This window comes from Lysinibacillus sp. ACHW1.5 (genome assembly GCF_022014815.1).
In the GTDB taxonomy this organism is placed as follows: domain Bacteria; phylum Bacillota; class Bacilli; order Bacillales_A; family Planococcaceae; genus Lysinibacillus; species Lysinibacillus capsici.
The window spans coordinates 2,139,441-2,164,896 of sequence record NZ_CP091777.1 but is presented as its reverse complement, the minus strand read 5'-3'; the positions used below and the strand labels follow the sequence as shown (position 1 = coordinate 2,164,896).

Below are 25,456 nucleotides of genomic sequence, written 5' to 3'. Positions count from 1 at the left end.
GGAGTGAAATTTACTTGTCCTTGTTGCGGGTATAAGACATTGAACGGAAAACCACTAGGTACATAGGAGATATGTGAAATTTGTTTTTGGGAAGATGACGGCATTCCATTTAATGATTATGACTTTGGAGGTGGAGCTAATACGCCATCCTTAAGGCAAGCACAGAAAAAATTTAATATATTTGGTGCGTGCGAAGAACGATGTATTGCGTTTGTAAGAAAACCAAACGAAAAAGATTCAAATTGGAAGCTATTTTTCTAGAGAGCTGACTCTGGACTATGAGTTTTTTGAATGACGACGTCTCTCCTTTTTATTGAAATCAAAAAAGTCATGCTCTTAAGAACATGACCTATCATCATTTTTTGATTTTTATTTTTTGAATGGCAGCAACTAATATTGATTCATCAGTGATTTTCACATATTGATTTTTAGATTCCTTCATATAGCCTTCTTTGTTTAAATAGGCTTTTAATTTTGATTTTTTCTCAAAGGCTTTTTCTTTCACTTTCTGTTCACTTACCGATTCATCCATATTTTTTGTAATAGACACCAGAAAAATTTTCGTCATCCTATATCCCCCTTTGTATTAGTTACGAATTCATTTGGAAAAGGTTTCATACAAGACCTTTACTTTGGTTGAAGGTCTTCTTAGAGAATAAACCGCTCCTTTTCGAGTTGGAGCCGCTCATCGATCTCACTTAACCGCTCGCTTTGAGGCAGAAGCCGCTCTTGAATCAAATTACGCTCCTCTATTCAGTGACCGAGATGTAAAAAATTGCTCATTCCCATGTCAGAATGGCTCATTAGGATAGCAAAACCGACTTATTCATCGAAACAACTCACTTATTCTATGTATTATCATTGAGAAAGTTCACAAATAGCAGTAAAATTTATGTAAGGGATTAATTTTCAATGAAACTTTATGTCGATTATTTCGTATAAGAAGATAGACATATTGAAAAGCAAGGAGGATGAAACAATGCTTAGTGTCGGACAGTTTTTCTCTAGACATAGTGCCAGCTTTCTTATTTCGCTCACAACTGTTTCTATCGCAGCAATTGCGGCAAATCCTGGATTCTTCCTTGGTGGTTTACTGTTTGCGGGTTCCTATGCGACGAGTACAGCGTTGCTGAAACATAGACAAAAAAAGAAAGTCATGCAAATAGCAGGCATCACAAAAGAAGAATTCAAACACATTGAAACACAAGTATTAACAGCTAATAAGCATATTCAAACATTGAGTCAAAACTATTTACGTGTACGTTCTGTTTCTGCTTTTAAACAACTACTTGAAATGACGCGCATCTCCAAAAATATCGTCAAAATCGTCAAGACAGACCCACGTAAATTTTATAATGTGGAACCATTTTTCTATGCACACTTACCTTCTGCTGTGGAATTAACGGATAAATATACGATGCTTTCCAAGCAGCCTGTGAAGGATAAGGAAATTCAAATAACTTTATCCAAAACACGTGAAACCCTAACTGATTTGAATGACACAATTCAAATTGATTTAAAGGATGCGCTAGCAAATGATATCGATCATCTGCAAATGGAGATTGAATTCGCAAATCGTTCCAATCTTAGACGTAGAGAACAATTGGACTGGCGAGGCGATGATAAATGACAGCAAACGAACACGCATTTCAACTAAATACCATACCAGGGCTTTCTCCACTAGTCCAATCCTATTTAGAAACAACTCCGCAAAACGAGGCGATGGCGACTTATGAAACGCTATCGCCTCTTGCACAAAGTCGTGCATTACTGTATGCCAGTCAAATCGATTTGACTGATTTTGAATCATTGCTGTCCCTTGGGCAAGATTCACAGCGAGCTCTGTCTCAATTTGCTGACCGCATGCTTGCTCAAGTAAAGCAAAAGGATGTCACTAAAATTGGTCAAATGCTTGATTCTTTAATGCAGACGTTAGATCGAGTAGATCCGACTGCTTTGGAACCAAAGAAGCAAACCTTTTTCAAAAAAATCTTTGGCAAAACCGAGCCTAATGTGAAGCAAACACTCACAGAATTTGAACGTATTAGTATACAGGTGGAACGTATTGGTGTTCAGCTGGAACGTGCACAGCTTCAGCTGATCAAAGATGTTGAAAACTTAGAGGCGCTTTATGCCCATAATCGAGGATTTTTTGAGGAATTGGCAACGGCCATTGCCGCAGGACAGATGAAAAAGCAGCAAGCCATTGAGGTAGAGCTACCTGCACAAATAACGAGTGTCCAAGCAACCAAACAGCCACTTGCGATTCAGCAATTAAATGACTTTGCTGCTCAAATCGAAAGACTGGATCAACGTATTTATGATTTACAGGTATCACAGCAAGTCGCTCTGCAAACAGCTCCTCAAATACGTATGATTCAGCAGGCCAATCAAACATTAGCTGAAAAAATTGAGTTTTCTATCGTTACCTTGATTCCGCTCTGGAAAAACCAACTGGCGATGATGCTGTCGATGCATATGGATCATCATTATGCACGTTTAGAGGAGCGATTATCAAGGGCTCATGATCGCTTCTCAAGTCCCACGTTTGAACAGCAAGTTTCGAAGTTTAAAGAAACACAGCAAGAGCTACAAACAGCAATTAAAGATGTTTTTGCCCTGCATACCGCAACTGAACAAGAGAAACAACAGCTACAGGATGTGGCGGGTGCTAGCAGCTATCAGCGAGATTAACAAAAAAATGGGTGGCTCAGCAAATGCTCTGACCCACCCTGTTTGTTTTTATTCAAAATAATCTTTATAATAGCCACCGACATTACCTGTGTTGTCGATGATAAAAAGGAACTCTTCTGTTTCATTTTTCACTTCATATTCTTTCCCTACTGTTAATACGTTTGATACTAAGTATTTCGATGCATTTGTATGTTTGCATGTAACCGTTCGTAATGTTGGCGCATCTTTCCATTTTAAATGTAACATATTCTCTCTACCTCTCTTTACTAGCAAAAGCTAATGTCTATTGCTTATTTTATAATATTTTTGGTCTTTTGTGGAGAAAAAAGAAATACTATACCTATTCTATCCAAAAAAATGAATATTTGAGGTGTTATGATGAGTTTTGGTGGTGTACCGCAATGGTTTTTTATTATTGCTGTAGCATTCGCAATCTGCTTTGTACTTTATGCAGAATGGAATTCTAGAAAATAAGTGAGTCCAACAGGTTGGACTCACTTTTTTGTGCTTATTTTAATGTACGCTTTAAAAATTCCTTTGTACGTTCATGTTGTGGATTGACTAATACTTGTGCTGGAGGGCCTTCTTCCACAATTACACCTTTATCCATAAAGACAACACGATCTGCTACTTCTTTGGCAAATTCCATCTCATGTGTCACAATGAGCATCGTATTGCCCTCGTTTGCTAGCTGACGCATTACCTTTAACACCTCACCCACCATTTCTGGGTCTAATGCAGATGTTGGCTCATCGAATAGCATTACATCAGGATTCATAGATAAGGCCCGAGCGATGGCCACACGCTGCTTTTGTCCACCTGAGAGTTGACGTGGCTTGGCATTCACATATTGATCCATGCCAACGATTTTCAAGTATTTAAGCGCCGTTTCTTCTGCTTCTTTTTTCGAACGTTTTAACACTTTGATTTGGCCCACTGTGCAATTACTTATGACATTGTGGTTGTTAAATAAATTGAACTGCTGGAACACCATGCCTAAATGTGTGCGATATTCTTGAATATTGTGCTTTTCATCTAGGATGTCTTCCCCCTTATAAATAATTTGACCGCCACTTGGCGTTTCTAATAAATTTATGCAACGAAGCAATGTGGATTTACCAGATCCAGAGGAGCCGATTAAACAAACTACCTCTCCTTTTTCCACTTGGAAATTTACATCTTTTAACACTTGGTTACGTCCAAATGATTTACTTAAATGCTCGATTTTAATGACTGCCATTTGTGCGTCCCCCTATACGGCTTCTTTTTGTTCTTTTTGATAGGCATCAGGACCATCTAGACGTTTTTCAACATACAGAAGGATGCGAGATGCGGTAAATGTCATGATGAAATAAAGAACACATGCAACGAAGAATGATTCGAAATAACGGAAGTTGTTACCCGAAATTGATTTTGTTTGGAAGAATAATTCCGTTACTCCAATGACATTTAATACGGCTGTATCTTTAATATTCATGATTAATTGGTTACCTGTCGCTGGTAAAACATTACGCGCTACTTGTGGTAAGACAACATGAAGCATAATTTGGAAGTGGTTCATGCCAATTGCTGATGCTGCCTCGTATTGACCATTATCAATGGATACAATACCGCCACGAACAATTTCTGCCATATAGGCCCCTGTATTGAGGGAAACGACTAAAATACCTGCAGTAATAAAGTGCATATCGATACCGAATGCGATATCTAATCCGTAGTAGACAACCATAGCTTGTACAATCATTGGTGTACCACGGAAAAATTCAACATAGCATGTTAGTATAAAATTAATGAGCTTTAAGCTATAAAATTTCACACCTTTTTTACGAACTGGAATCGTATGCATAATTCCGATGAAAAATCCGATAAATGCACCAATAATTGTACTAATACTTGAAATCAGTAACGTATAATACGCACCTCGTAAAAACATTTGCCAGTTGTTTTCAATAATTGAAAGTATCCACTCAAGACTCATGATGTTCCTCCTAACAATGTCATCTTGCTCGCTTATTTCTTTTGTGTCCTAGCTCTTTCTACCATTCTATGATTTGTCACGCTAGGACATTATCATTATGTAGAGAGGTTCTCATTTTGATAATGATGAAATGATCATGCACGGACTAATTGCTAGTCCGTGCCCTGTCATTATTGTGCTGCTGGTTGTTGAGAAATAGCTTCTTCCATAATCGCTTGACGATCATCTTCTGAAATGCCTTTTAGGATTTCATTGATTTTTTCACGATTTGCGTCATCTTTACGTAAGCCTACAGCAATTGAAGTATTTGATAGGTCTGTATCAAAGCCTTCTTCAAATGCTACATAGGTGAATTTATCGTTGGCAGCAGAAGCGGAAATGCCCTCTGGACGTTCAGCTACATAGCCATCAATTTTACCTGCTTCTAACGCCACACGCATTGCTGGGAAGCTCTCCATTGCTGTTTGCTTTTCTACGCCTTTAATTTGATCGATAACTGTGTAGTTTGATGTATTTAATTGTGATGTAATTTTAGCACCTGAGAAGTCTTGAATCGATTTTGCGCCTTCATATTTGCTACCTTTTTTAATAACCATAACAAAATCAGAAGTATAATAGTTTTCTGTAAAATCAATTGTTTTCTTGCGTTCTTCTGTTGGTGACATACCTGCAATAATTGCATCAATTTTGTTTGATTGTAGCGCTGGAACTAAACCGTCCCACTCCATTTTAACAATGACTAACTCTTTGCCTAGACCTTCAGCGATTTTCTTTGCCATTTGTACATCATAGCCACCTGCGTACTCTGCATTATCCGCAATTTTCACTGCGCCATTTGCATCGTCTTGCTGTGTCCAGTTGAACGGTGGGTAGCCAGCCTCCATTCCAATTCGGAATTCACCGCCGCCTTCTTCTTTGTCAGTTCCAGCATCACTTGAACCGCCCTCTTTTTTGTCACTTGTGCCACATGCAGCTAGCACAATTGCCGTCATGATAGAGATCATTACTAACAACCATTTTCTTTTCATGAAAAACTCCCCTTTTCTGTAAAAAAATAAGACAACTGTACTAAAAAAGACCTAAGTATATTGAACTTAGGTCTTACCTTTTATGACAGTTGCCCAAATCCTCACTATAATTTCCATGTTTCCGAGATAGCACAACCTAGTAAATCTGGAAATCCATTTACTAGGACAGTCCTGCACTTATTCACTGCAGACCCAGTATAAAAGTACGAGCTCCTTTTATACTTCGGCGATATTTCCTTCTTCATTGCGTCTTCGCTTGCTTTTACTCAACAATGAACTAATAAATACCGCGCCTCTACCTCACTGGTAACAATTCGTGAGGTTTGTTTATTTAATTGATATTTAGATACTACTATAAAACTAATATGTTCGTCAAGACGATTTTAACATTTTTCTGACTAATGACAATATTAGGATATTGTGCGTTCTGCTTCCACTTTAAATCATTAAACTTTTATTGATATTTCTGAAAATTACAACAAATATTTATTATAGCGTATGTTCTATATGTGAGAAAAGTTGCGTTTTTTTCTTTCTTTGCTCCTCTAAACGATGTAACATTCGTACTCTTTCAAGCATAGAATCGATCAATACCTTTCGTCATACAAAAAACCCTGCTGAACATTGTTCGCAGGGTTTAATGGCATTATGAATTTAATAATAAATCTTCAGGATTTTCGATTAATTCTTTAACTGTTTTTAAGAATCCTACAGAATCTTTACCATCGATGATACGGTGATCGTATGAAAGTGCTACATACATCATTGGACGGATTTGAACTTCACCATTTACTGCAACTGGACGGTTTACAATTGAGTGCATACCTAAAATACCAGCTTGCGTACCGTTCATAATTGGTGTTGACATTAATGAACCGAATACACCACCATTTGTGATTGTGAATGATCCACCAGCCATATCATTTAAGCCTAATTTTTTATCACGAGCTTTTGTCGCTAAGTTAGCAATATCTTTTTCGATTTCTGCAAAGTTTTTGCTATTTGCATCGCGTACAACTGGTACGACTAAACCTTCTTCAGTTGATACAGCAATACCGATATCAAAGAAGTTATTTAAATGAATTTCATCGCCAGAGATTTGAGCGTTTACGTATGGATATTTTTTCAATGCTGCAACAACAGCTTTAGTGAAGAATGACATGAAACCAAGTTTGATGTCGTTTGCTTTTACAAACTCTTCTTGTTTACGTTTACGAAGTGCCATGATGTTTGTCATGTCAATTTCGTTGAATGTTGTTAACATTGCTGTTGATTGTTTAACTTCTAATAAACGTTTTGCAATTGTTTGGCGACGACGGCTCATTTTTTCAATTGTTACACGGTCAGAATTAGCTGCTGGTGTGAATACTACTGGGCCACCTGAAGTTGCTACGGATGTAGGTGCTGCTGCTGGTGCTACAGCTGGTGCTGTACCATGAGCTGCTACATCTTGTACACGTACACGTCCTTGTGGATCTACTGGAGATACCGCTGCAAGGTCAATACCTTTTTCACGTGCAAGACGACGTGCTGCTGGAGATGCAACTACACGCTCACCAGAAGTTTCTTCTACTACTGGAGCTGCTGCAACTGGTGCAGGTGCTGCTTGTGGCGCTGCTGGTGCAGGTGCTGCCTCAGTTGGTACTGCCGCTGCTGGAGCTGCTGCTGCGCCTTCGCCTGCTTCTACTACTGCGATAACTTGACCAACTAGTACAGTATCGCCTTCTTCAGCTAAAATTTGTGTTAATACACCTGCTTCTTCAGAAATGATCTCAGCGTTTACTTTATCTGTTTCAAGTTCAACGATGAATTCACCTTTTTCAACGCGATCGCCCACTTTTTTTACCCACTGTGCGATACTACCTTCTGTAATCGATTCTGCTAATTCAGGGACTTTAATTTCAGCCACTTTCATTTCCTCCTTTGATTAACGTGCATGACGCACATAGAAGGGCTACTGCTTAAGGGCAAGTAGCCCGGTTTCAAAAATTGATATATATTATTTAACCTTTACTGGCTCAGCAACCGCTTCTTCAATAAGAGCTGCTTGTGCTGCTTTATGAGAATCTGCATCCCCTTCAGAAGTTGAGCTCATTGCAGGACGGCCTACATAGCGAAGTTTTTTACCTTCTGAAAGTTCATATAATGTTTCTAATGCATAATTCCATGAGCCTTGGTTTTTAGGTTCTTCTTGTACCCAAACTATCTCTTTTGCATTAGGATACTTAGCAATGATACCAGCTACTTGCTCTTTTGGGAATGGGTAAAGTTGTTCTACACGAATAATGTGTAGGTGATCGAAGCCTTCGCCATCTTTCACGCGCTCTGCTAAGTCGATCATCACTTTACCTGTACCTAAAACGATACGCTCTACAGCTTCTGGTTTAGCCCCTAAGCCTGGTTGTTCAATCACTTCTTGGAATGAACCATTTGCTAATTGCTCAGCATTCGCCGCTGCTAGTGGGTGACGTAATAATGATTTTGGTGATACGACTACAAGTGGACGTACCCCTTCTGTACCTAATAATGCTGCTTGACGGCGTAATAAGTGGTAGTAGTTTCCTGCATTTGAACAGTTCGCTACAAACCAGTTATTTTCAGCTGACATTTGTAAATAGCGTTCCATACGGCTTGAAGAGTGCTCTGGACCTTGACCTTCATAACCATGAGGTAAAAGGATTACTAGACCAGATTTTTGGCCCCATTTTGAGCGTGCCCCTGAAATAAAGTTATCAAACATCACTTGTGCCATATTGGCAAAGTCACCGAATTGTGCTTCCCATACTGTTAGTACATGGCTATTTTCTAGGTTGTAACCATACTCAAAGCCTACCACCCCAGCTTCAGTCAGCGGGGAATTGTGTACTGTAAAGGATGCGTTCGCACCAGAAATATGGTGTAGTGGTGTGAAGACATTGCCGTTGTTTTTATCATGCAGTACTAAGTGACGTTGAGAGAATGTACCTCGTTGTGCATCTTGACCTGTAAAGCGTACTGGTGTGCCATCTTGAATAATCGTTGCATATGCTAATGTTTCAGCATGACCCCAGTCAACTTTTGCAGACGCATACGCATCACGGCGTTTTTCTAAGATTTTACCAAGCTTTTTCTGTGGTTCGAAGTTTTCTTCAAACACTAAAAGCTCTTCATTGATTTTTTCTAAACGTTCCGCACCTACTGCTGTATCAATTTGTGGGAACTCTACTTTTAATTCTTCTGGCATTTCTAAATGATGATGGTCATCTTTTTCAGCCATTTCTTTGACGTGGTCATAGGCTGCTTGCATTTCTGCATAGATAGCTGTATCTAGTGCTGCTACATCATCAGCAGTTACAAGACCTTCTGCCACTAATTGTGCACCATATAATGCACGAACTGTTTCATGTTTAGACACTAATTTGTATGTTTCTGGGTTTGTCACTGTTGGGTCATCTGTTTCATTATGACCATGGCGACGGTAACCTACTAAGTCCACAATAATGTCTTTGCCAAATGTTTGACGGTAGTTTGCCGCAAAACGTCCGACTTGCACTACTGCCTCTGGGCTATCTGCATTGACATGGATTACTGGTACTTCATAGCCTTTTGCAGGGTCAGAAGAATACACAGAAGAACGAGAATCATAATGTTCCGTTGTGAATCCAATCATATTGTTTGCGATAATATGGATTGTTCCACCTGTTGTAAAGCCTTCTGTTTTAGCGAAGTTTAACACTTCTGTTACAATCCCTTGACCTGGGAATGCAGCATCACCGTGTACAAGAATGCCTAAGCCCTTTGTACGGTCAAAAATAGGTTGCCCTGGTTTAGATGTATCATCTTGTGTGGCACGAGTAGCCCCAAGTACTACTGGATTGCCCACTTCTAAGTGAGATGGGTTGTAAGCCAATTTCACATTCATACCGGATTCACGGTTGAAAGAAGCACCCATGTGGTATTTCACATCACCTGTCCAACCTTTTGTAATTTCAAGGCGGCCATGCTCTGGCATAAATAAATCATTGGAAACATGTGCAAAATCAGAGAACATCATGTCATAAGGTTTATTTAAAATGTGTGTTAAAACGTTTAAGCGACCACGGTGTGCCATACCAATACGTACGTTTTCCACATTTTTTGCTTCTGCTGTTTTAATGATTTCATCAAATAGTACGATTTGCGTATCTAAGCCCTCACCAGAGAAACGCTTTTGTCCTACAAATGTTTTATGAATAAATTTCTCAAAATTTTCAACGCGAGTTAAACGATCTAATAAGGCTTTCTTCTCATCCGCAGATAATGCTTGTTTGAATGAGCCTGATTCAATTTGCGCTTGAATCCAATCACGTTCTTCAGTAGCTACTACGTGACCATATTCAAATGCTACTTTGTCTGTATAAATAGCTTTTAAATAGTCGATTGCATCCTTACCATTTTTCACGTTTGCTGGCACATCTTTGAAGAAGATTGCTGCAGGAATTTCAGCTAAATCTGCAGCGCTTAAGTTGAACGCGCTTTCTTCAATTTGAGCTGTTTGTAGTTCACGGTTTTTCAGAGGATAGATATCTGCCGCTAAATGACCGCGTGAACGAATTGTATCTGCTAGTTTTACAGCGGCTAACACTTTTTTGTAATCGCCAGCAGGAGCCGCTGCTGTATGACTAGCTACAGCTACTTCACCTTCTACTACTACTGGTGCACCAAATTGTTGGAATAAAGAAACTAACTCCGGTTCTACTTCTTCAGGAGACTGTAAGAATAAGTCGTATTGCTCCATCACATATCCTAGGTTAGGACCAGAGAAAGCTGACCATGGAGAACTTACAGTTGTAACGTTGTTCGACATGAAAAATGACCTCCAAATTTTGCCTTTCGGCAGTTCCATTAATTAAATTGCAATTAATTATATAATATTTAGCCGTTCTTTAAAAGAATGTTTCACACTACTTTTCCATATTTTAAAGAACGTTTTTTCCATCTCAATCTTACTACTCTTCACAAAAAATACAACTCTTTTTAGCAAATTAAGCAATTTTTTTCGCAAAGGATAGAATAATGAAATAAAGCGTGTATTTTTCTTAATATTTTAGCGGGATTTTCAGCAAGAAAACGGTTCCAATATTAACCTCACTCTTGACTTCTACTGTGGCATTGTATTTTTCAAGTAACATCTTCGAAATACTAAGTCCTAAGCCTGTGCCCCCAATTTGGCGATTTCTTGCTTCATCCACTCGATAAAAACGATCAAAGATAAACGGAATATTGTCTTGTGCTATTCCTATACCATTATCAGCAATTTCTAAACATGCATAATTTCCAGCAACAGAAATAGAAATTTGTATCTCAGGAATTTTTTCACAATAACGAATGGCATTCTCTATTATATTACGAACGATTTGACTTAGTGCATTTTCGGTGATAAATAACGGACCAATTTCACCATGTTTCGACAGCGATATTCGCGCTTGTGGATGAACAAGCTTTACCTCATCCATCACTGCTTCGATGACCACTAATGCATTGGCCTCACTTGTTTCATCTTTTTCCTCACGCCGTGCAAGTTCTAATAATTCCTCAATCATTTTGCGCATACGAGCAATTTCTGTTAAGGAGGTATTAATAGATTCCTCTAATATGGCAGGATCATGTTTGCCCCATCTTTTTAAAAGAGAAAGATGCCCTTCAATTGCTTGAATCGGCGTACGCAGCTCATGAGAAGCATCGGCGACAAATTGCTGCTGCTGGGTAAATGAGATTTGCAGCTCATTCATCATGGCATTGTACATCTTCAGTAAATCACCAATTTCGTCATGTGATGTATAGGTTAGCTGTATAGGCTCCTTAAATCCTTGATCCATCACGGTTTTCATGGATGCACGCAATTCGTGTAGTGGCTTCATTAAATAGTTCGCTAGATAATAGCCAATAGAGCCAGATAACACTAAGGCTCCTATCCCTGCAATCAGCATGGCTGTCAAGAGATAACGCATGAGAGATTGAAAACTAGTTAACGGATGAATCACTTGAATATAGCCTTGGAAAAAGCCCATCCGAATCGGTTCATTGATGACCAATACATCCTGCTTATCAATGGTCATCTCAAAAATTTCTTGCAACGAATTAAGTGGTGCAGCAGCAGAGGTATCATTAATTCGTAAAATATCCACCCCATCAGCATTAAATATTCGGACCGTTTCATCACGATCCGCAATCGATTTAAGCAAGCCTGTATTTTGCTGAATTTGCTGAATCGTAATTGTAGGACCCTGGGACTCTAAAAAAGAGATGATATCCTTACTTGTCCGATTGACTTTACTCTCCTCATCGTTTAATAACCATGTATGCAGAGAAAGATAGACGACTACACAAATAATCGTAAAGCTAATAAAGATAACGCTGCTTGAGGTCAGCATCCATTTTTTCTGCAGGGATTGCTGACGTAAATAATTTTTTAACTTATTCATTCTCGCATCACATACCCAACACCACGAACGGTTTCAATATAATCATTCATCGCCCCAGGGAGCTTTGTACGTAAATGTCTGATATAAACATCGACCACGTTGGTCTCGATATCCGTATCATAGCCCCAGACAGATGTTAAAATATGCTCTCGTGTACATACTCTATTTTTGTGCTCGATTAATAGTTTCAATAAGTCATATTCTGTCTTTGTTAGATCAAGTTTATTCCCCTGAACGAAAACTTCATAGGCCGCTACATCTATTTCAATATCCCGTAGGCATAAAGATGCACTGCTTGTCTGCTCTGGCGTGACACGACGTAAAATTGTCCGTATTCTAGCCAGCAGCTCTTCAATCGCAAAAGGCTTGACGATATAGTCATCAGCCCCTGCATCGAGTCCTGCTACACGATCCATCACAGCATCTCGTGCCGTTAATAAAATGATCGGTACTTGTGATTGTGTTCGGATACGACGGCAAATCTCAATCCCATTAATACTGGGTAACATCACATCCAGTAAAAGTACATCAAAATTTCCAGATGTTGCCAAAGCCAATCCTTCTCGCCCATCAAAGGCAGTTTTCACTTCATAGCCTTCGTGCTGTAATTCAAGTTCAACAAAACGAGCGATATGCTTTTCATCTTCTACCAACAATATCTTTTTAGACATCGTATCACCTTCTATTCCAAAATAACGATGTAGGATTTTTATCCCTATACTGTTATAGCATAACATCAAATAAAAAGTCTGTCTCACAAGGAAAACCTTGTGAACAGACTTTTTTAGTGTATGTCGGAAATGGAGAGGTTGTTTTTCCCCGACTCTTTTGATTTATACAATGCTTGGTCAGCTAAATCCATTAGCTCATCCAATGTTTGAGCATGGTCTGGGTAATAGGCAATGCCAATTGAAGCAGTTGGTGTAAAAAGATGATCCTCTATCATCCAGCCTTCTGCTAATTCATCACGTATTCGTCGAATAATATGCATAATTTGATGATGTCTTTTTTCCTGATCTCTTGTTAAGCCAGTTAGAATGACAATAAATTCATCGCCACCTATTCGAATAACCATATCATGGCTTCGAACTGTTTTGTTCAAGGAACTGCCAAATCGCTGAATAAACGCATCGCCCGTCTCATGGCCAAAGCGATCATTTACTTCTTTAAAATCATCACCATCTATATAGAGCATCGCCACACAGGTTTGATTGTCATTTGCTTCTGCTAGGATTTTAGGAAACTCCTTTTCTAAAAAACGCCGATTAGGTAGCTGTGTTAAAGCGTCATGATAGGCTAGATATAGCAAATCATTTTCCCTTTCTTTGCGATGTGTAATTTCACGAGACACCATCATAATTTGGGAAACTTTTTCACGGTCAGGATCGTGCACAACCGTGACATTTCCTTCTGTCCATATCGGTGTTCCATCTTTCGCCTTCAGTAAAAGCTCAAACTGTGAATCTGTTTGCCCTGTATAATTATTTAAGAATGTTTGCCATTCTCCTTTACTTTCTCGATCAATAATGTCACTGTAAAACTGTCCTTGTAGCTCTACATTTTCATAACCTAAATAAATACCATAGGAAGGGGAAGCATAAATAATGATGCCGTCCTCATTTGTAATCACAATTAAATCATTTGTATTTTCTGTGATGAGTCGGAAAGTACGTTCAATATTTTTTAGTTCTGTGAACATTCTTTTCTTATCCGTAATATCATAGTTAATGGTTAAAATTTGTTCAATTTGACCAAACTCATCTTTTAATGGAATGATGGTAGCTTCTACCCAGTAATCGGCATGATATTTCGTTCGATAGCACAGTTCTCCACGCCACATTCCCATCGTATCCAGCTTATCTTCGATTATTTGAAAAAGGTCTTGCCCATGGAATCGAGGTTCAATCAATGTGTAGGGCTGACCGATTAACTCCTCCGCCGTGTAGCCAGAAGCCTGTAAAAACATATCACTCACTTCGGTAATGCTACCCTTATGATCTAATACAGTTATAGCCGTAGCTGAATTTAATGCAGATTTAAATACCTCTAGCCCGTGAGACTTCGAACGTAATTCTGCTTTTTGTAAAGTAAATTGTGTAAAATCTTGCATGATAAGAAATATGGCAAAGGAATTATCATCCTGCATCACTGGTGATAGTGACAGTAAATACATGCGTTCCTGCTGGTCCAATGTATGCAATTTAATAAACTTCTCGCCAACGTTTTCCCCTCTTGCAGCTTTTTGTAAACAAATTTTTATTTGTTCAACTTCTTTCTTTGGAATAATCGGTAAATCCACAAACATTTTCTGTTTGACGGTTTCATTATCTAATTGAAAATCTTCCATAAAACTTGAATTCACTTCGTATATCAATCCCTCAGCCGACAAAATGACTGTTGAGAAGAAGGCATGGTCAAACATGGACCGCATAAATAAAAATTTATCTTCAATGCTGCGGTCATAGAATATTTCCTTCGTGATGGCTAAAATATAGTCTTCGTTCTTATATTTCAATGGTCTGACGGATGTTTCATATTTACGAACCTCCGACTGAACATATGCATAATCTACATAGTCAACCTGTTTATGTTCTCTAATGGCCTCATGGTAATTTTTCTGAATGATCAAAAAATTACGCTTTGAGGTAACGGTCGAAATCATTTTGCCAATCGCCTCATTCGATAACAGATCTTGAGCTGCTTGATTTAAGCGAATATATTGATAATCGTCCCCTACTTTTTTCACGAGAAAAACAAAATCCTTGCCAATAAATAATGTGTTAAAGAAATCTTCGCTTAAAATATACTCCATGCTGTCACCTCCAGAAAAGCCATTGCCATCATGATAGAAATGTACGTATGTATGTGTTGTTAGATTAAAAATAATACTACTATTATAACATAAAAATAAAAAATTACCTTTCTAGAATCATAAAAATTATATCCTTTTAAGGATAATATTTGATATATTACCTATTATAACAAACCATTAACCCTACTAAAGATGTAGATAAATGATTAATATTAGATAAAATTGAGAGGTTAGGCTTAATGCTAAAAAACAACAATTTTATGGATAATCTCATTTCATTTATCAGAATTTACTGACTATTAAACTCAAATTTTGTTTTTTTACGAGCAAAATGATTGCATCAAGCAGATGATATGTTATATTATATTTAAAAAACTAGCCTTTTTTCGGTATGGTCGAAATCAGTAAGACAGCGGGAGATTATGGAGTATCATAGTTATAACGTCTAGTTCTTTGGGTTTTAATTCCAGTACGAATTTTAGTTTTCTTCTTTATGCTTCAACGGAATTGTTTTAACTACCCTAGTAAAGGAGGCGTTTCGTATGCTTAAACATCGAGACCTGCATGAATGTACAGAGCTTTATGAGCTATTATCACACCCTTCTGTATTCCCTTTTGTCCGTCAAAAAGCCACATCCGCTGATGAATATTGGTTTATGACAAAACAACTGATTGAAGAGGAAGCGAGAGGACTCGCTATCTCGAGGACCATAACTGATGATTGGGGTCAACCAATCGGCACCATTAGTATTCACGATGTGGAGGACGGTGCAGGCTTTCTAGGAACGTGGATTGGACTCCCTTACCAAGGTAAAGGTTATAATCAAAAAGCAAAAATGTTATTTTTGAACGAGTTATTTTTTGACTATAATTTTCATACGGTCTTTCTCCGTATACGTGTTGAAAATTTAAAATCACAGCGTGCTGCTTTAAAGCTTCCCTATGTGGTGAGTGCCAATGAGAGTCATCCAACATTATTAGCACAGGTTAATAGCGGTGAGGCACAATTTAACTTATTTAAAATTCCAAAAGATTTATTCTACCTAACAACGGCACATCAAATGCAAGAAGGCGAAGAGCAAGCAATGTAGTGTGTATATATAAAAGAGAAGCTAAAAGGTTTTGTCATTTCGACCTACCTCATAGCTTCTTTTCTTTTTTTCAACTAGCACTTATTTCTTGTACCGTAAAATTAATGACGCCATTTCATCTGGTGTTTTTGGTTTTTGCGTTTTTGCCATTGTCTCCACCATTTCCCCTTTACGCTCTGTTAGTGTATGAACAGACTTCATAAAAGATTCCTTCGTCAACTCGTCTTCCTGTAACACTTCTGCGTAACCTTGTTTTTTAAACAAGTTGGCATTTAAAATTTGATCCCCACGGCTTTTTTGCGCTGAGAGAGGTACTAATAGCATCGGCTTGTGAAGCGCTAAAAATTCAAAAATGGAATTAGAGCCTGCTCGTGACACAATAAAGTCTGCAGCATGCAATAAATCAGGTAACTCAGTTGTCACATACTCAAATTGCTTGTAGCCTGGCATTGCCTCCAGTGCTTGATCATAATTCCCCTTCCCACATAAATGAATGATGTGAAATTGCTTGAGGAGCTCTGGTAAGTTTTTACGTAGTGCCTCATTTAAGACAACAGAGCCTAAACTCCCTCCCATAACAAGTAAAACAGGCTTTAAAGTAGAAAAACCGCAGAAAGCTAGCCCCCTCGCTCTTTCTCCCTCAAATAACTCAGGTCGAATAATGGAGCCTGTGCAAGTAGCCTTCTCTTGAGGTAAATGCTTCAGTGTTTCTTCAAAAATCGTGAATACATGCGAAGCAAAAGGTAAGGCTATTTTATTGGCAAGACCAGGTGTTACATCAGATTCATGGATGACGACTGGCACACCTGCTAATTTCGCTGCCATCACAACGGGTACAGAGACAAATCCTCCCTTTGAAAAGACAACCTGTGGCTTCACTTTTTTAATAATACGAAAAGCCTGCATCATTCCAGCAAGCACTTTAAATGGATCTGTAAAATTTTTCATGGAGAAATAACGACGCAATTTACCACTCGCAATGCCATAAAACGGAACATCGGGGAACGCCTCGCCAATTAATTCTTTTTCAATACCTTGCTCTGAGCCAATATAGTGGACATCATAACCAAGTTCTAGTAAAGACGGGAGTATCGCCTGATTTAACGATACATGGCCAGCTGTCCCACCACCGGTTAAAATGATTGTTTGTTGTTTCACACAAATTCTCCTATTCCTTAAAAACCATTGTAGTTAGCACTACTTTTTGTTTACAGTGTTCTATTTTACTATATGCTGACGAAAAGATATAGATGAAGCATGAAAATTTCAGCTTTTCTCTCTTTACATATGCTATACTTGTTCATTATGTTCATGAAGGAAGTAGAAAATATGTATCAAACATCCACAATTAAGGAAAAATACGTGCTACTCTTAAAAATGATTGTCCCTATTTTAGTGACACAGGTAGCTATTTATCTTATTTCATTTTTTGATATTTTAATGTCCAGTCGTTACGGGACGGTTGATTTAGCAGGTGTTTCGATTGGTTCCTCTATATGGATGCCGATTTATACTGGACTTTCAGGTATACTCCTAGCTATTACGCCAATTGTCTCACAGCTTGTGGGCGCGAAAAAAGAGATGGATGCAAAAAAGGCAGTCCAGCAAGGCATTTATGTCGCCATATTGCTGGCGATCCTTATTTTTACAGGACTGTTCTTTGGCATTGATTGGATACTTAGTAAGATGAACTTAGAGTCTGCTGTACATAGCATTGCAAAAGGCTACATCTATGCGATGTGTGCAGGTCTTTTGCCACTTTTCTTATTTTTTGTTATGCGTTGCTTTATTGACGCCCTTGGTCAGACACGGGTCACGATGATCATTACCTTAATGACAACACCCATTAATATCGTACTGAACTATATCTTTATTTTCGGCAAATTTGGTGCGCCTGAGCTTGGCGGCATCGGAGCTGGTGTAGCGACAGCAATAACGTACTGGCTAATATTCATGATTACAGTATGGATCATCGCTAAACGAGTACCGTTCGAACGATTCCGTCTGTTTCATGATTGGCCTAAGCTTGAATGGCTTCGATGGAAGGAAATTTTATTGATTGGGGTACCGATCGGTATTTCCCTATTTGCAGAAACAAGTATTTTTTCTGCTGTGACCATGATGATGAGTAATTTTAGCACAGAAATCATCGCAGCCCATCAGATTGCCATCAATTTCACTTCTCTGTTATACATGGTTCCGCTCAGTATTTCTATGGGTGTCACAATATTAGTAGGTTTTGAGATCGGTGCTGGTCGCATGCGAGATGCTCGTATGTATAGTTATCTATGTGTCGGCACAGCCATTTTATTTAGCTTTATATCAGCTTGCATCTTGTTTATTTTACGTGAACCTGTAGCACATATGTATACGACAGATCAGATGGTACTTGAGTATGCCGTACAATTTTTAGTCTACGCAGCCATTTTCCAGCTATCTGATGCGATACAAGCACCAGTACAAGGCGCATTGAGAGGCTATAAAGATGTAATGATCACGTTTATCATGGCCATTATATCTTATTGGGTGATTGGCTTGCCAGTTGGGTATACCCTTGCCACACATACGGATTTCGGCCCATTTGGCTATTGGATTGGCCTTGTGGCAGGTTTAACAATGGGCGCAATTACTCTTTTAATCCGCCTATTGGTTGTTCAAAAAAGAGTCACTGTTTAACAACAAAAAATCGCTTTTCTCTAACTTGAGAAAGGCGATTTTTTTAGCGTAAAACACCTGTACGAATGATTTTCACTTGAACAGACGGCACTAGCTGTAAGGATGCATAGATAGCATGCCAATCCTTCTGAAACATTTTGGGGTGATAAGCACGAATATATCGACCAATCCCCAACGTATCCGATTGCTGACCTTGAAGAATCCGCAAAACCTCCTCAAACTCTCCCTGCACATGATTTTGAATCAACTGCTGAACCTCCTTGAAAACGGGGTCTTTATATAAATGGTCATGTGCAAATTCCTCAATTTCTACCTCTATGAGATAATCCATGTCTATTCTTTTTAATTCCTCATTCACCGTCCATTGACGCTTGATATGAATAACATCAGCCGTGATTGGCATCGATTTTCCATCATGCTTCCACATATAGCTCATCCGCGCTTGTTTGCTAGGTTGATTCATTAAGAGGAGCATCGTGAGAGATTGTTTTGGTGTTAATATTGTACCCGTAAACGTTTGACCTGAGAATAAAGCGACACCTGCCGCAACAGCATGCTTTTTATCCTCACTTAACTGAATATACGGTAGTGCTATATCAATTGTCTGTTCAAATAGCATGGAGCCAACCGTCTGTAAATCTAATTTCGGAAAAACTGTATTTTCCTCTGTGCTTTCCATAAAACGTTCATAATAGCCTCCTGCCCCCCCTGCTAAATCCTTTGTTAGCTCTATAAACGGCTTGACATCCCCTTCTGTTACAGCAATTTTTATCGAAATCGGGTTTTGGGGATCACGAAAATAAATATCCAAAATATCATAAAGAGGCTCTCTTACCGTTTGATCCGATACAAGGATGGTCGATAGCTCAGATAAATCAAGTGTTTGTTCTACTTTTAAATTGGCTTGATTCCGTACATCTCTTGGTGAAATGCCGTCCGCTTCAATCACTTCATTTTGCTGAGCTGCTGTATTCGGATAGGCATAATATCCCTTGTATGCCCCTATATATCCGTCCACCCCAACGAGCGTCACAACGGAAGCGTTTTTATAAAGTCGTTCATCCCAACAGCCAGCTAAAAGTAACATGGACAAGAGGAGCATAATCCCTTTACGATACACGTTTTCCCCTCCATTTATTCCAACAAATTATCATCATTGGTAGTAGAATCGTAAATACAATGAGTACGTAGTGTATAGAATTTTTGATAAACTCAATGCGCTGAAATTGCATGACAAATAGCGGCAGGATGGCTAAGAGAAGATGAAAAAAAACAATACTTCGTTTCGGATGCTTCCGCTTTTTTGACAAATAAAGCACACGAAAGGACAAACCGTAGATCATGACCGTAACAATGGACCAAGAAAGCCAAATATAGATGAAAAAAATATCCAGCCGTTTTACAAAGTTCACTTCCTGTGATTTTAAAATATACATAATAGGCTCTGGTATTAGTTGAACCTCCTCCAAAGCAAAGAACATTTGTGTAAAGACAACCGAAATAAAATAAAAGATAAAAATGACGAGTTGATAAATCAATAAGGGCTTTCCCTTCACCTGTAAATCCTGTTTGAGAAATGGACGATAAAGAAGGTACATTTCAATCCCAAAAAAGGCATACATGCTATGAATCATGCCCGCGATGATTTGCCTAGTATTGTTCCACTCAACGGGAAAAAGATTACTCCACGTTAAATCTGGAATAGCCAGCATTAAAAAAATGACAAAGAGGAAAATGATAGGAATTAGCATGACACCAATATTGATGATGGTTTCTGGTCTAACTAAATTGGCATACAAAGATAGCCCTACAATCATCATGACAACAATCCATTCAGGTGTTCGGGGCAAGACCCATGAGGCCAGAACATACCCCATATAGGCAATTAATACAGCTGTTATTAATAACCAATAGATCAGATAGACCCAGCGAAAGAACCCATTTAAAAAGAAAAATTGATAATAGCGTTCAAAAAATAACAGCAAGCCGTAATGGAAGATGCTAGCAAGGAAGAAGACATACCATGCACTATGTTGGCTGTATATGATTAACGGTGTTTGAAAGGCAATGTAGACAACACCTGTCTGAATGATAAAGAGTAGTAAAAAAAATTGTGCCTTTGATAGAGAAAAATTCATGGTGTATCCTCATTTTTTCCCTTTTCATCCTTCGGTGGTTGAAAGGAAGTAACTTGGACTGTCGGTCTAATAAATGGCCAGCGTAAAAAAATTTTATAAACAGCTTTCGGTTGAAATGGTACGATAGGTGAAAAATACGGCTGTTTCAATGACGTTAAACTAATTAAATGAATTAATAGGAGGACAACTCCTACCACAATGCCTAAAAACCCAAATAATGAGGCAAGTAGCATAAACGGAAAACGGAGCATGCGAATCGTGCTATTCAATTCAACGGACGGGACAACATAGCTTGAAATGGCCGTTAAGGCGACAACAATGACCATTAAGTTCGACACGAGTCCCGCACTTACAATAGCATCTCCTATCACTAACCCCCCTACGATCCCAATCGTTTGCCCTACTGATTGTGGTAAACGAATACTTGATTCTCGAATGAGCTCCATAATAATCTCAAGTATCAGTGCTTCAATTAACGGTCGATAAGGTATATCATTAACATCATTTTTTACTTGATTACTTAATTCTAAGGGTAATACCTCAAAGTGAAAGCTAATTACAGCAATATAAAATGCTGGTAAAAAAACCGCCGTTACAAACGACAGTAAACGCACTATTTTATAAAAAGAGCCAACCACTACCCGACTATTATAGTCATCAGGTGTTTGATAGAAAGAGAAAAATGTCACAGGGCCAATCAAGGCAGACGGCGAAATATTGGTCATGACCACAACTTTACCCTCCACTAAGTGGGCTACCACACGATCTGGATGCTCTGTATTTAACAATTGTGGAAATGGCGATAACACGGAATCCTCTAGTGCATCACTTAACTGGCCAATGCTATAAAAATAGTCGATTTTAATGTCTGCAATCCGCTTTTCCATCTCTTGTAAGGTTTCAGGCTGAATAACCCCATCCATATAGAGATAATAAGCTTTAGTGCTAGTTTGTTGTCCAATTGTAAAAGATTTGACCACAAGAGCGGGATTATTCACTCGCTTTCGTATCAATGTTAAATTGGTATCCGCCCGCTCCACAAGACCCTCATGGGAGCCTCGCAGAATATGTTCATTGTTTGGCTCCTCAAGATTACGACGAACTTCATTGGTAATCGCTAACGTCAGCATTTTTCCCGTATCAGGCAAAATCACGAGCGTTTCACCTTGGCAAACCCGTTCAATCGCTTGCGGTAGCGCAAAATTATCGAGTGTTGTAAGTAGGGTTTCACTCCAAAAAGGTTTTTCTGTATCTAAACGTGCATAAATGGTATCCAGTATTTTTTGGACTTCCTTCGCATCAACAAGAGAAGCGTAAAAGCATAAAATAGCCGTGTCCCCTTCATGCCAATCTATTTGTCTGACGGTCAAATCCGAGGAATGGTAGAATGCTTTTTGTAGGCTTTTGATCATATACTCCACTTTATCCATAAAACGCCTCCTCTACTGGAGAGTATAAGCATTTTTCGTGTATTTCAAACGCTTAGTTCGTGTGATTCCACGCCATGAAAAAAAGATGCCCTCTAGAACATTTGGGCATCTTCATGATCAGCTATTTTTTAAAATAAGCTTCAATATCCTCATACATAAAGGGCGTTCCCTCTATTTTTTCATGGTGATTATGCAAGGCTGTCATTCGATTGATGATCGGGGCTAATTTTCCTTCATCCTCCTGCGTCAAATTAAAGGCGACGCCATAAGAATAGATTTGGTATTTTTCTTCTAAGGTCCATCTAAAAGTACCCTCTAGGTTAAATGATTGATTCATTAAAATAAAGCTAAATTTAAATTTCATCGTTTGATTAACGGGTAGCTTCAAAGAAGAGCGAATCTTCATGCCGCCTAAGCTAATATTTTCAATGATGATCGGGGTATGACCGATATTAATTTTTTGCTCATTCATTTCGATAATTGTCATGAAGCCCTTCACATAGGCCGGGAATTGAAAACGATAATATTTGCGTCGCTCCACCACAGGTTTTTTATGAACAATCGCTTTTTGTGGTGTTAAAATGCCTTGTGCCAGCATTTTTTCAAAGGCTTGCGCGGGAACAGCCTTCGTATAAATACTACCTTGCAAATAATCACATTCTTGCTGCTTTAAAAAGATAAATTGCTCGTAACTTTCAACTCCTTTTGCCACAACCTGAATACCAAGCATTTTGGCTAAATAAATCGTTGCTGAAATGAGTCCATTTTCAATCGGACGGTCATGACGAATTTCACGGATAAACGCTTCATAGATATGGAGTGTCGTTGGTTGGAATGTTCGCAATGATTCTAAGGAAGAGTAGCCTGTTCCAAAATCACCAATAGCAATTTTAACACCGATGTCTTGTAATTCTTTGAGAACGGTCATCACACTTGTACTATTTTTTAAGATGGTGCTTTCGCTAATCTCGAACTGTATATAATGCGCGTCAATCGAATTTACCTGTAATTGCTCTTGGACAAACTGAATAAAGCCCTTTTTCATCAGACGGATTGGCGATATCTTAATACTAATTGTTCGCAGCACATGCCCTTGCTGCTTCCAGTGCTGTAACAACGCACATGCTTTTTTAATCACCCAATCTGTAATGATGTGAATCATATGGTTTTCTTCCGCTAATGGAATAAATTCACCAGGTGACACAAGGCCCCATTCTTTATGATGCCAACGAATTAACGCTTCTGCACCGTTGATAACCCCCTTTTGCGGCTCCACCAATGGTTGGAAATATAATTCGAATTCCTCATTTAACATGGCTTGTCGCATATCTCGGTCTAACACATACTGTTTATAGGAAGTAATATCCTCTGTAAAGGCATAAATATGAAAACGATTCCTTCCCTGCTGTTGGGCATAGCATAAAGCTGAATATGCATTTTCTAATAAAATGTTTCTCGTTAAGCCCTCCTCTGGGTAAAAAGCAATTCCAATGCTAGCAGATAGGTGCAAGCGATAGTCTTTTATCGAAAAAGGTGTATCAAAGGTTTTCAGTACACGGCTAGCCAGCGCGTAAATATGTTGCTTGCTCACATATTTTTTAATGACAATGATAAAATGCTGATTGTCTAAACGTGCCATGTAACTGTGATCATCTGTTAGTGTTGAAAAGTAGTTGGTTACCGTGCGCAGAAGCTCATCACCGATTTTCGTACCTAGCGCATTATTTAAGATATGAAAGCGGTTAATCGAAATATATAATAGTGCGAAGGGTTCGCCAGCTAAACATAAGGTATCAACTTTATCATGCAAGCTCAAGCGATTCGGTAAACCTGTCAATTCATCATAATACACTAAATAATTAAGCTTCTTTTCCCGTTCAATCTCCTTTGTCATATCAGTTACTAAGCCGAAAATATGGTTGACCTCTCCCTCCTGATCTAGTCTAGGCACAATTTGTTCCAGCAACCACTTTGTCTGATTCTCCCCCGTTAGGATACGATAAATCACTTGATAGCTTTTGCCTGAAGCGAGATGATCTGTATACGCTAATACCTCCTCACGATGTGCAGGATGAATCATATTAATCCATACTTCTGAGTCATCATAAAGCTTAGCTAATGGAATACCAAGAATTCCTTCCAATCCTTTAGAGGCGAACAGCATATTGCCACGAATGGAATCTCGCATCCAAATCCCTGCATCTAAATTGTCAAAGATCGAATGATAGTTGGCTAATGTATCATTTAGTGTTTTCTCAAGTAGTTTGAAAGCCGTTTCGTCTTTGACAACCCCAATCATCTTAAAGGGCTTGTCATCCTTCCATATGACTTCGGCGGCTGCCTGTAGAAAACGCAGCTCATTGGTTTTACCGTGATAAATTCGGAAGTCACTGTCAAAATTAGACCCTTTTCGCGCATGATTAAATGCATCATATGTCCTTTCATAATCATCTGGATGAATGAACTGGAAAACGTGCTCAATACCATCGTTATCTGAACGTGCAAAGCCAAAAATATGATAAAAGTTATCTGAGCAAAACAGTTTGTCATGCTGAATAAAGTACTCCCAGCTCCCAACTGCCGCAATATGCTGGGCGTAATTTAAATGCTTCTCATGTAGCATTAACTGATGCTTCATGGCTGAATACGTGGACATATCTTCAATGATTAAATAGAGCCCCTCCGCCTGATTGTCGTCATTTTTGATTGGTATAAACGTCAGTACGAGGCTTAGGTTTTGTCCTTGATGCTGTAGTCTTTCAATATCAATCTTGACCGACTTTCCTCGTAATGTTCGATTGAACGCTCTTTTTAATCGTTTATAATCTACATCAGTCAGAATTTTCTTGAAATCTTCCGCATGACTAGGTCGATATTGTAATAGCTCATAGAGTGCTTCTTGATTGACGTAAATAATTTCGCCATCTGCCGCAAACACTATCATCATATCGGGGTGATACTTGGCAAAGGACATGGCATATGAAAATAAACGATGGTCTTGAGCTGTTGCCAGCGCAAACGTATGCGGTCTTTCTTCTTTTGTAAAAAACTGCTTTAATAGATTCGGCTTTTTCATCCATCTCACCTCTCCCTACTTTTTACCCACTACTTATTTATCAATTCCCCCAAAATACAGTTTAAAAACTACTATTTATAAAAGAGAAAG

At 38.7% G+C, this 25,456-nt stretch carries 19 protein-coding genes, 1 pseudogene and 1 riboswitch; of the genes and pseudogenes, 5 read left to right on the top strand and 15 right to left on the bottom strand.

Annotated features, from left to right (window positions below):
- The first annotated feature begins 3 nt into the window (after positions 1-3).
- Positions 4-261, top strand: a pseudogene (locus L6W14_RS10675) (CPCC family cysteine-rich protein).
- A gap of 94 nt (positions 262-355) precedes the next feature.
- Here L6W14_RS10675 and L6W14_RS10670 read toward each other — a convergent pair.
- Positions 356-568, bottom strand: coding sequence for a hypothetical protein (locus L6W14_RS10670; protein WP_237900765.1), 213 nt, complete (start codon positions 566-568; stop codon positions 356-358).
- A gap of 411 nt (positions 569-979) precedes the next feature.
- Between L6W14_RS10670 and L6W14_RS10665 the strand changes: the two genes are divergently transcribed.
- Positions 980-1,630: a 5-bromo-4-chloroindolyl phosphate hydrolysis family protein gene (locus L6W14_RS10665; RefSeq protein WP_237900763.1), complete on the top strand. Its 651-nt coding sequence runs from the start codon at positions 980-982 to the stop codon at positions 1,628-1,630.
- A complete protein-coding gene (locus L6W14_RS10660; protein ID WP_009371332.1) occupies positions 1,627-2,694 on the top strand; it encodes a toxic anion resistance protein in 1,068 nt (355 codons plus the stop codon). The genes L6W14_RS10665 and L6W14_RS10660 overlap by 4 nt, the downstream gene beginning before the upstream one ends.
- A 48-nt stretch (positions 2,695-2,742) precedes the next feature.
- Here the strand turns inward: L6W14_RS10660 and L6W14_RS10655 are convergent, their stop codons facing one another.
- The 9 genes from L6W14_RS10655 to L6W14_RS10615 form a co-directional block, all read right to left on the bottom strand.
- Positions 2,743-2,940: a DUF6501 family protein gene (locus L6W14_RS10655; RefSeq protein WP_237900761.1), complete on the bottom strand. Its 198-nt coding sequence runs from the start codon at positions 2,938-2,940 to the stop codon at positions 2,743-2,745.
- Positions 2,941-3,202: 262 nt separating this feature from the next.
- A complete protein-coding gene (locus L6W14_RS10650) occupies positions 3,203-3,934 on the bottom strand; it encodes an amino acid ABC transporter ATP-binding protein (RefSeq protein ID WP_004230107.1) in 732 nt (243 codons plus the stop codon).
- Between the two features lie 12 nt (positions 3,935-3,946).
- Complete coding sequence (locus tag L6W14_RS10645) at positions 3,947-4,672, bottom strand: amino acid ABC transporter permease (RefSeq protein WP_004230111.1); 726 nt, start codon at positions 4,670-4,672, stop codon at positions 3,947-3,949.
- A 170-nt stretch (positions 4,673-4,842) separates the two neighbouring features.
- Entirely contained in the window at positions 4,843-5,700 is an 858-nt protein-coding gene (locus L6W14_RS10640; RefSeq protein ID WP_004230114.1) for a transporter substrate-binding domain-containing protein, read from the bottom strand.
- Between the two features lie 119 nt (positions 5,701-5,819).
- A riboswitch (Lysine riboswitch) is annotated at positions 5,820-6,006 on the bottom strand.
- A 340-nt stretch (positions 6,007-6,346) separates the two neighbouring features.
- The gene (gene odhB / locus L6W14_RS10635) at positions 6,347-7,609 is read right to left on the bottom strand and encodes a 2-oxoglutarate dehydrogenase complex dihydrolipoyllysine-residue succinyltransferase (protein WP_237900759.1); all 1,263 of its coding nucleotides are present in this window, start codon (positions 7,607-7,609) and stop codon (positions 6,347-6,349) included.
- A 90-nt stretch (positions 7,610-7,699) separates the two neighbouring features.
- Entirely contained in the window at positions 7,700-10,525 is a 2,826-nt protein-coding gene (locus L6W14_RS10630; protein WP_237900757.1) for a 2-oxoglutarate dehydrogenase E1 component, read from the bottom strand.
- A gap of 232 nt (positions 10,526-10,757) precedes the next feature.
- Positions 10,758-12,143: a HAMP domain-containing sensor histidine kinase gene (locus L6W14_RS10625; RefSeq protein WP_237900756.1), complete on the bottom strand. Its 1,386-nt coding sequence runs from the start codon at positions 12,141-12,143 to the stop codon at positions 10,758-10,760.
- On the bottom strand, positions 12,140-12,814 hold the full coding sequence (locus L6W14_RS10620; protein ID WP_237900753.1) for a response regulator transcription factor: 675 nt from the start codon (positions 12,812-12,814) through the stop codon (positions 12,140-12,142). The genes L6W14_RS10625 and L6W14_RS10620 overlap by 4 nt, the downstream gene beginning before the upstream one ends.
- A 113-nt stretch (positions 12,815-12,927) precedes the next feature.
- On the bottom strand, positions 12,928-14,955 hold the full coding sequence (locus L6W14_RS10615) for a diguanylate cyclase domain-containing protein (RefSeq protein ID WP_237900751.1): 2,028 nt from the start codon (positions 14,953-14,955) through the stop codon (positions 12,928-12,930).
- Between the two features lie 542 nt (positions 14,956-15,497).
- Here L6W14_RS10615 and L6W14_RS10610 point away from each other — a divergent pair.
- A complete protein-coding gene (locus L6W14_RS10610) occupies positions 15,498-16,046 on the top strand; it encodes a GNAT family N-acetyltransferase (RefSeq protein WP_004230128.1) in 549 nt (182 codons plus the stop codon).
- An 81-nt stretch (positions 16,047-16,127) separates the two neighbouring features.
- Here the strand turns inward: L6W14_RS10610 and L6W14_RS10605 are convergent, their stop codons facing one another.
- Complete coding sequence (locus tag L6W14_RS10605) at positions 16,128-17,204, bottom strand: undecaprenyldiphospho-muramoylpentapeptide beta-N-acetylglucosaminyltransferase (RefSeq protein ID WP_237900749.1); 1,077 nt, start codon at positions 17,202-17,204, stop codon at positions 16,128-16,130.
- A 171-nt stretch (positions 17,205-17,375) separates the two neighbouring features.
- On the opposite strand from L6W14_RS10605, the gene L6W14_RS10600 reads away from it, so the two are divergent.
- Positions 17,376-18,722: an MATE family efflux transporter gene (locus L6W14_RS10600; protein WP_066036795.1), complete on the top strand. Its 1,347-nt coding sequence runs from the start codon at positions 17,376-17,378 to the stop codon at positions 18,720-18,722.
- Positions 18,723-18,765: 43 nt separating this feature from the next.
- Here the strand turns inward: L6W14_RS10600 and L6W14_RS10595 are convergent, their stop codons facing one another.
- The 4 genes from L6W14_RS10595 to L6W14_RS10580 form a co-directional block, all read right to left on the bottom strand.
- Complete coding sequence (locus tag L6W14_RS10595) at positions 18,766-19,842, bottom strand: Ger(x)C family spore germination protein (protein WP_131520254.1); 1,077 nt, start codon at positions 19,840-19,842, stop codon at positions 18,766-18,768.
- Entirely contained in the window at positions 19,832-20,860 is a 1,029-nt protein-coding gene (locus L6W14_RS10590) for a GerAB/ArcD/ProY family transporter (protein WP_237900747.1), read from the bottom strand. Before L6W14_RS10590 ends, L6W14_RS10595 begins: the two co-directional genes overlap by 11 nt.
- Positions 20,857-22,290 carry a spore germination protein gene (locus L6W14_RS10585; protein ID WP_131520256.1) on the bottom strand — a complete coding sequence of 478 codons (1,434 nt, stop codon included), beginning with the start codon at positions 22,288-22,290 and terminating at the stop codon, positions 20,857-20,859. Before L6W14_RS10585 ends, L6W14_RS10590 begins: the two co-directional genes overlap by 4 nt.
- A gap of 121 nt (positions 22,291-22,411) precedes the next feature.
- Entirely contained in the window at positions 22,412-25,366 is a 2,955-nt protein-coding gene (locus tag L6W14_RS10580; protein WP_237900745.1) for an EAL domain-containing protein, read from the bottom strand.
- Positions 25,367-25,456 lie beyond the last annotated feature (90 nt).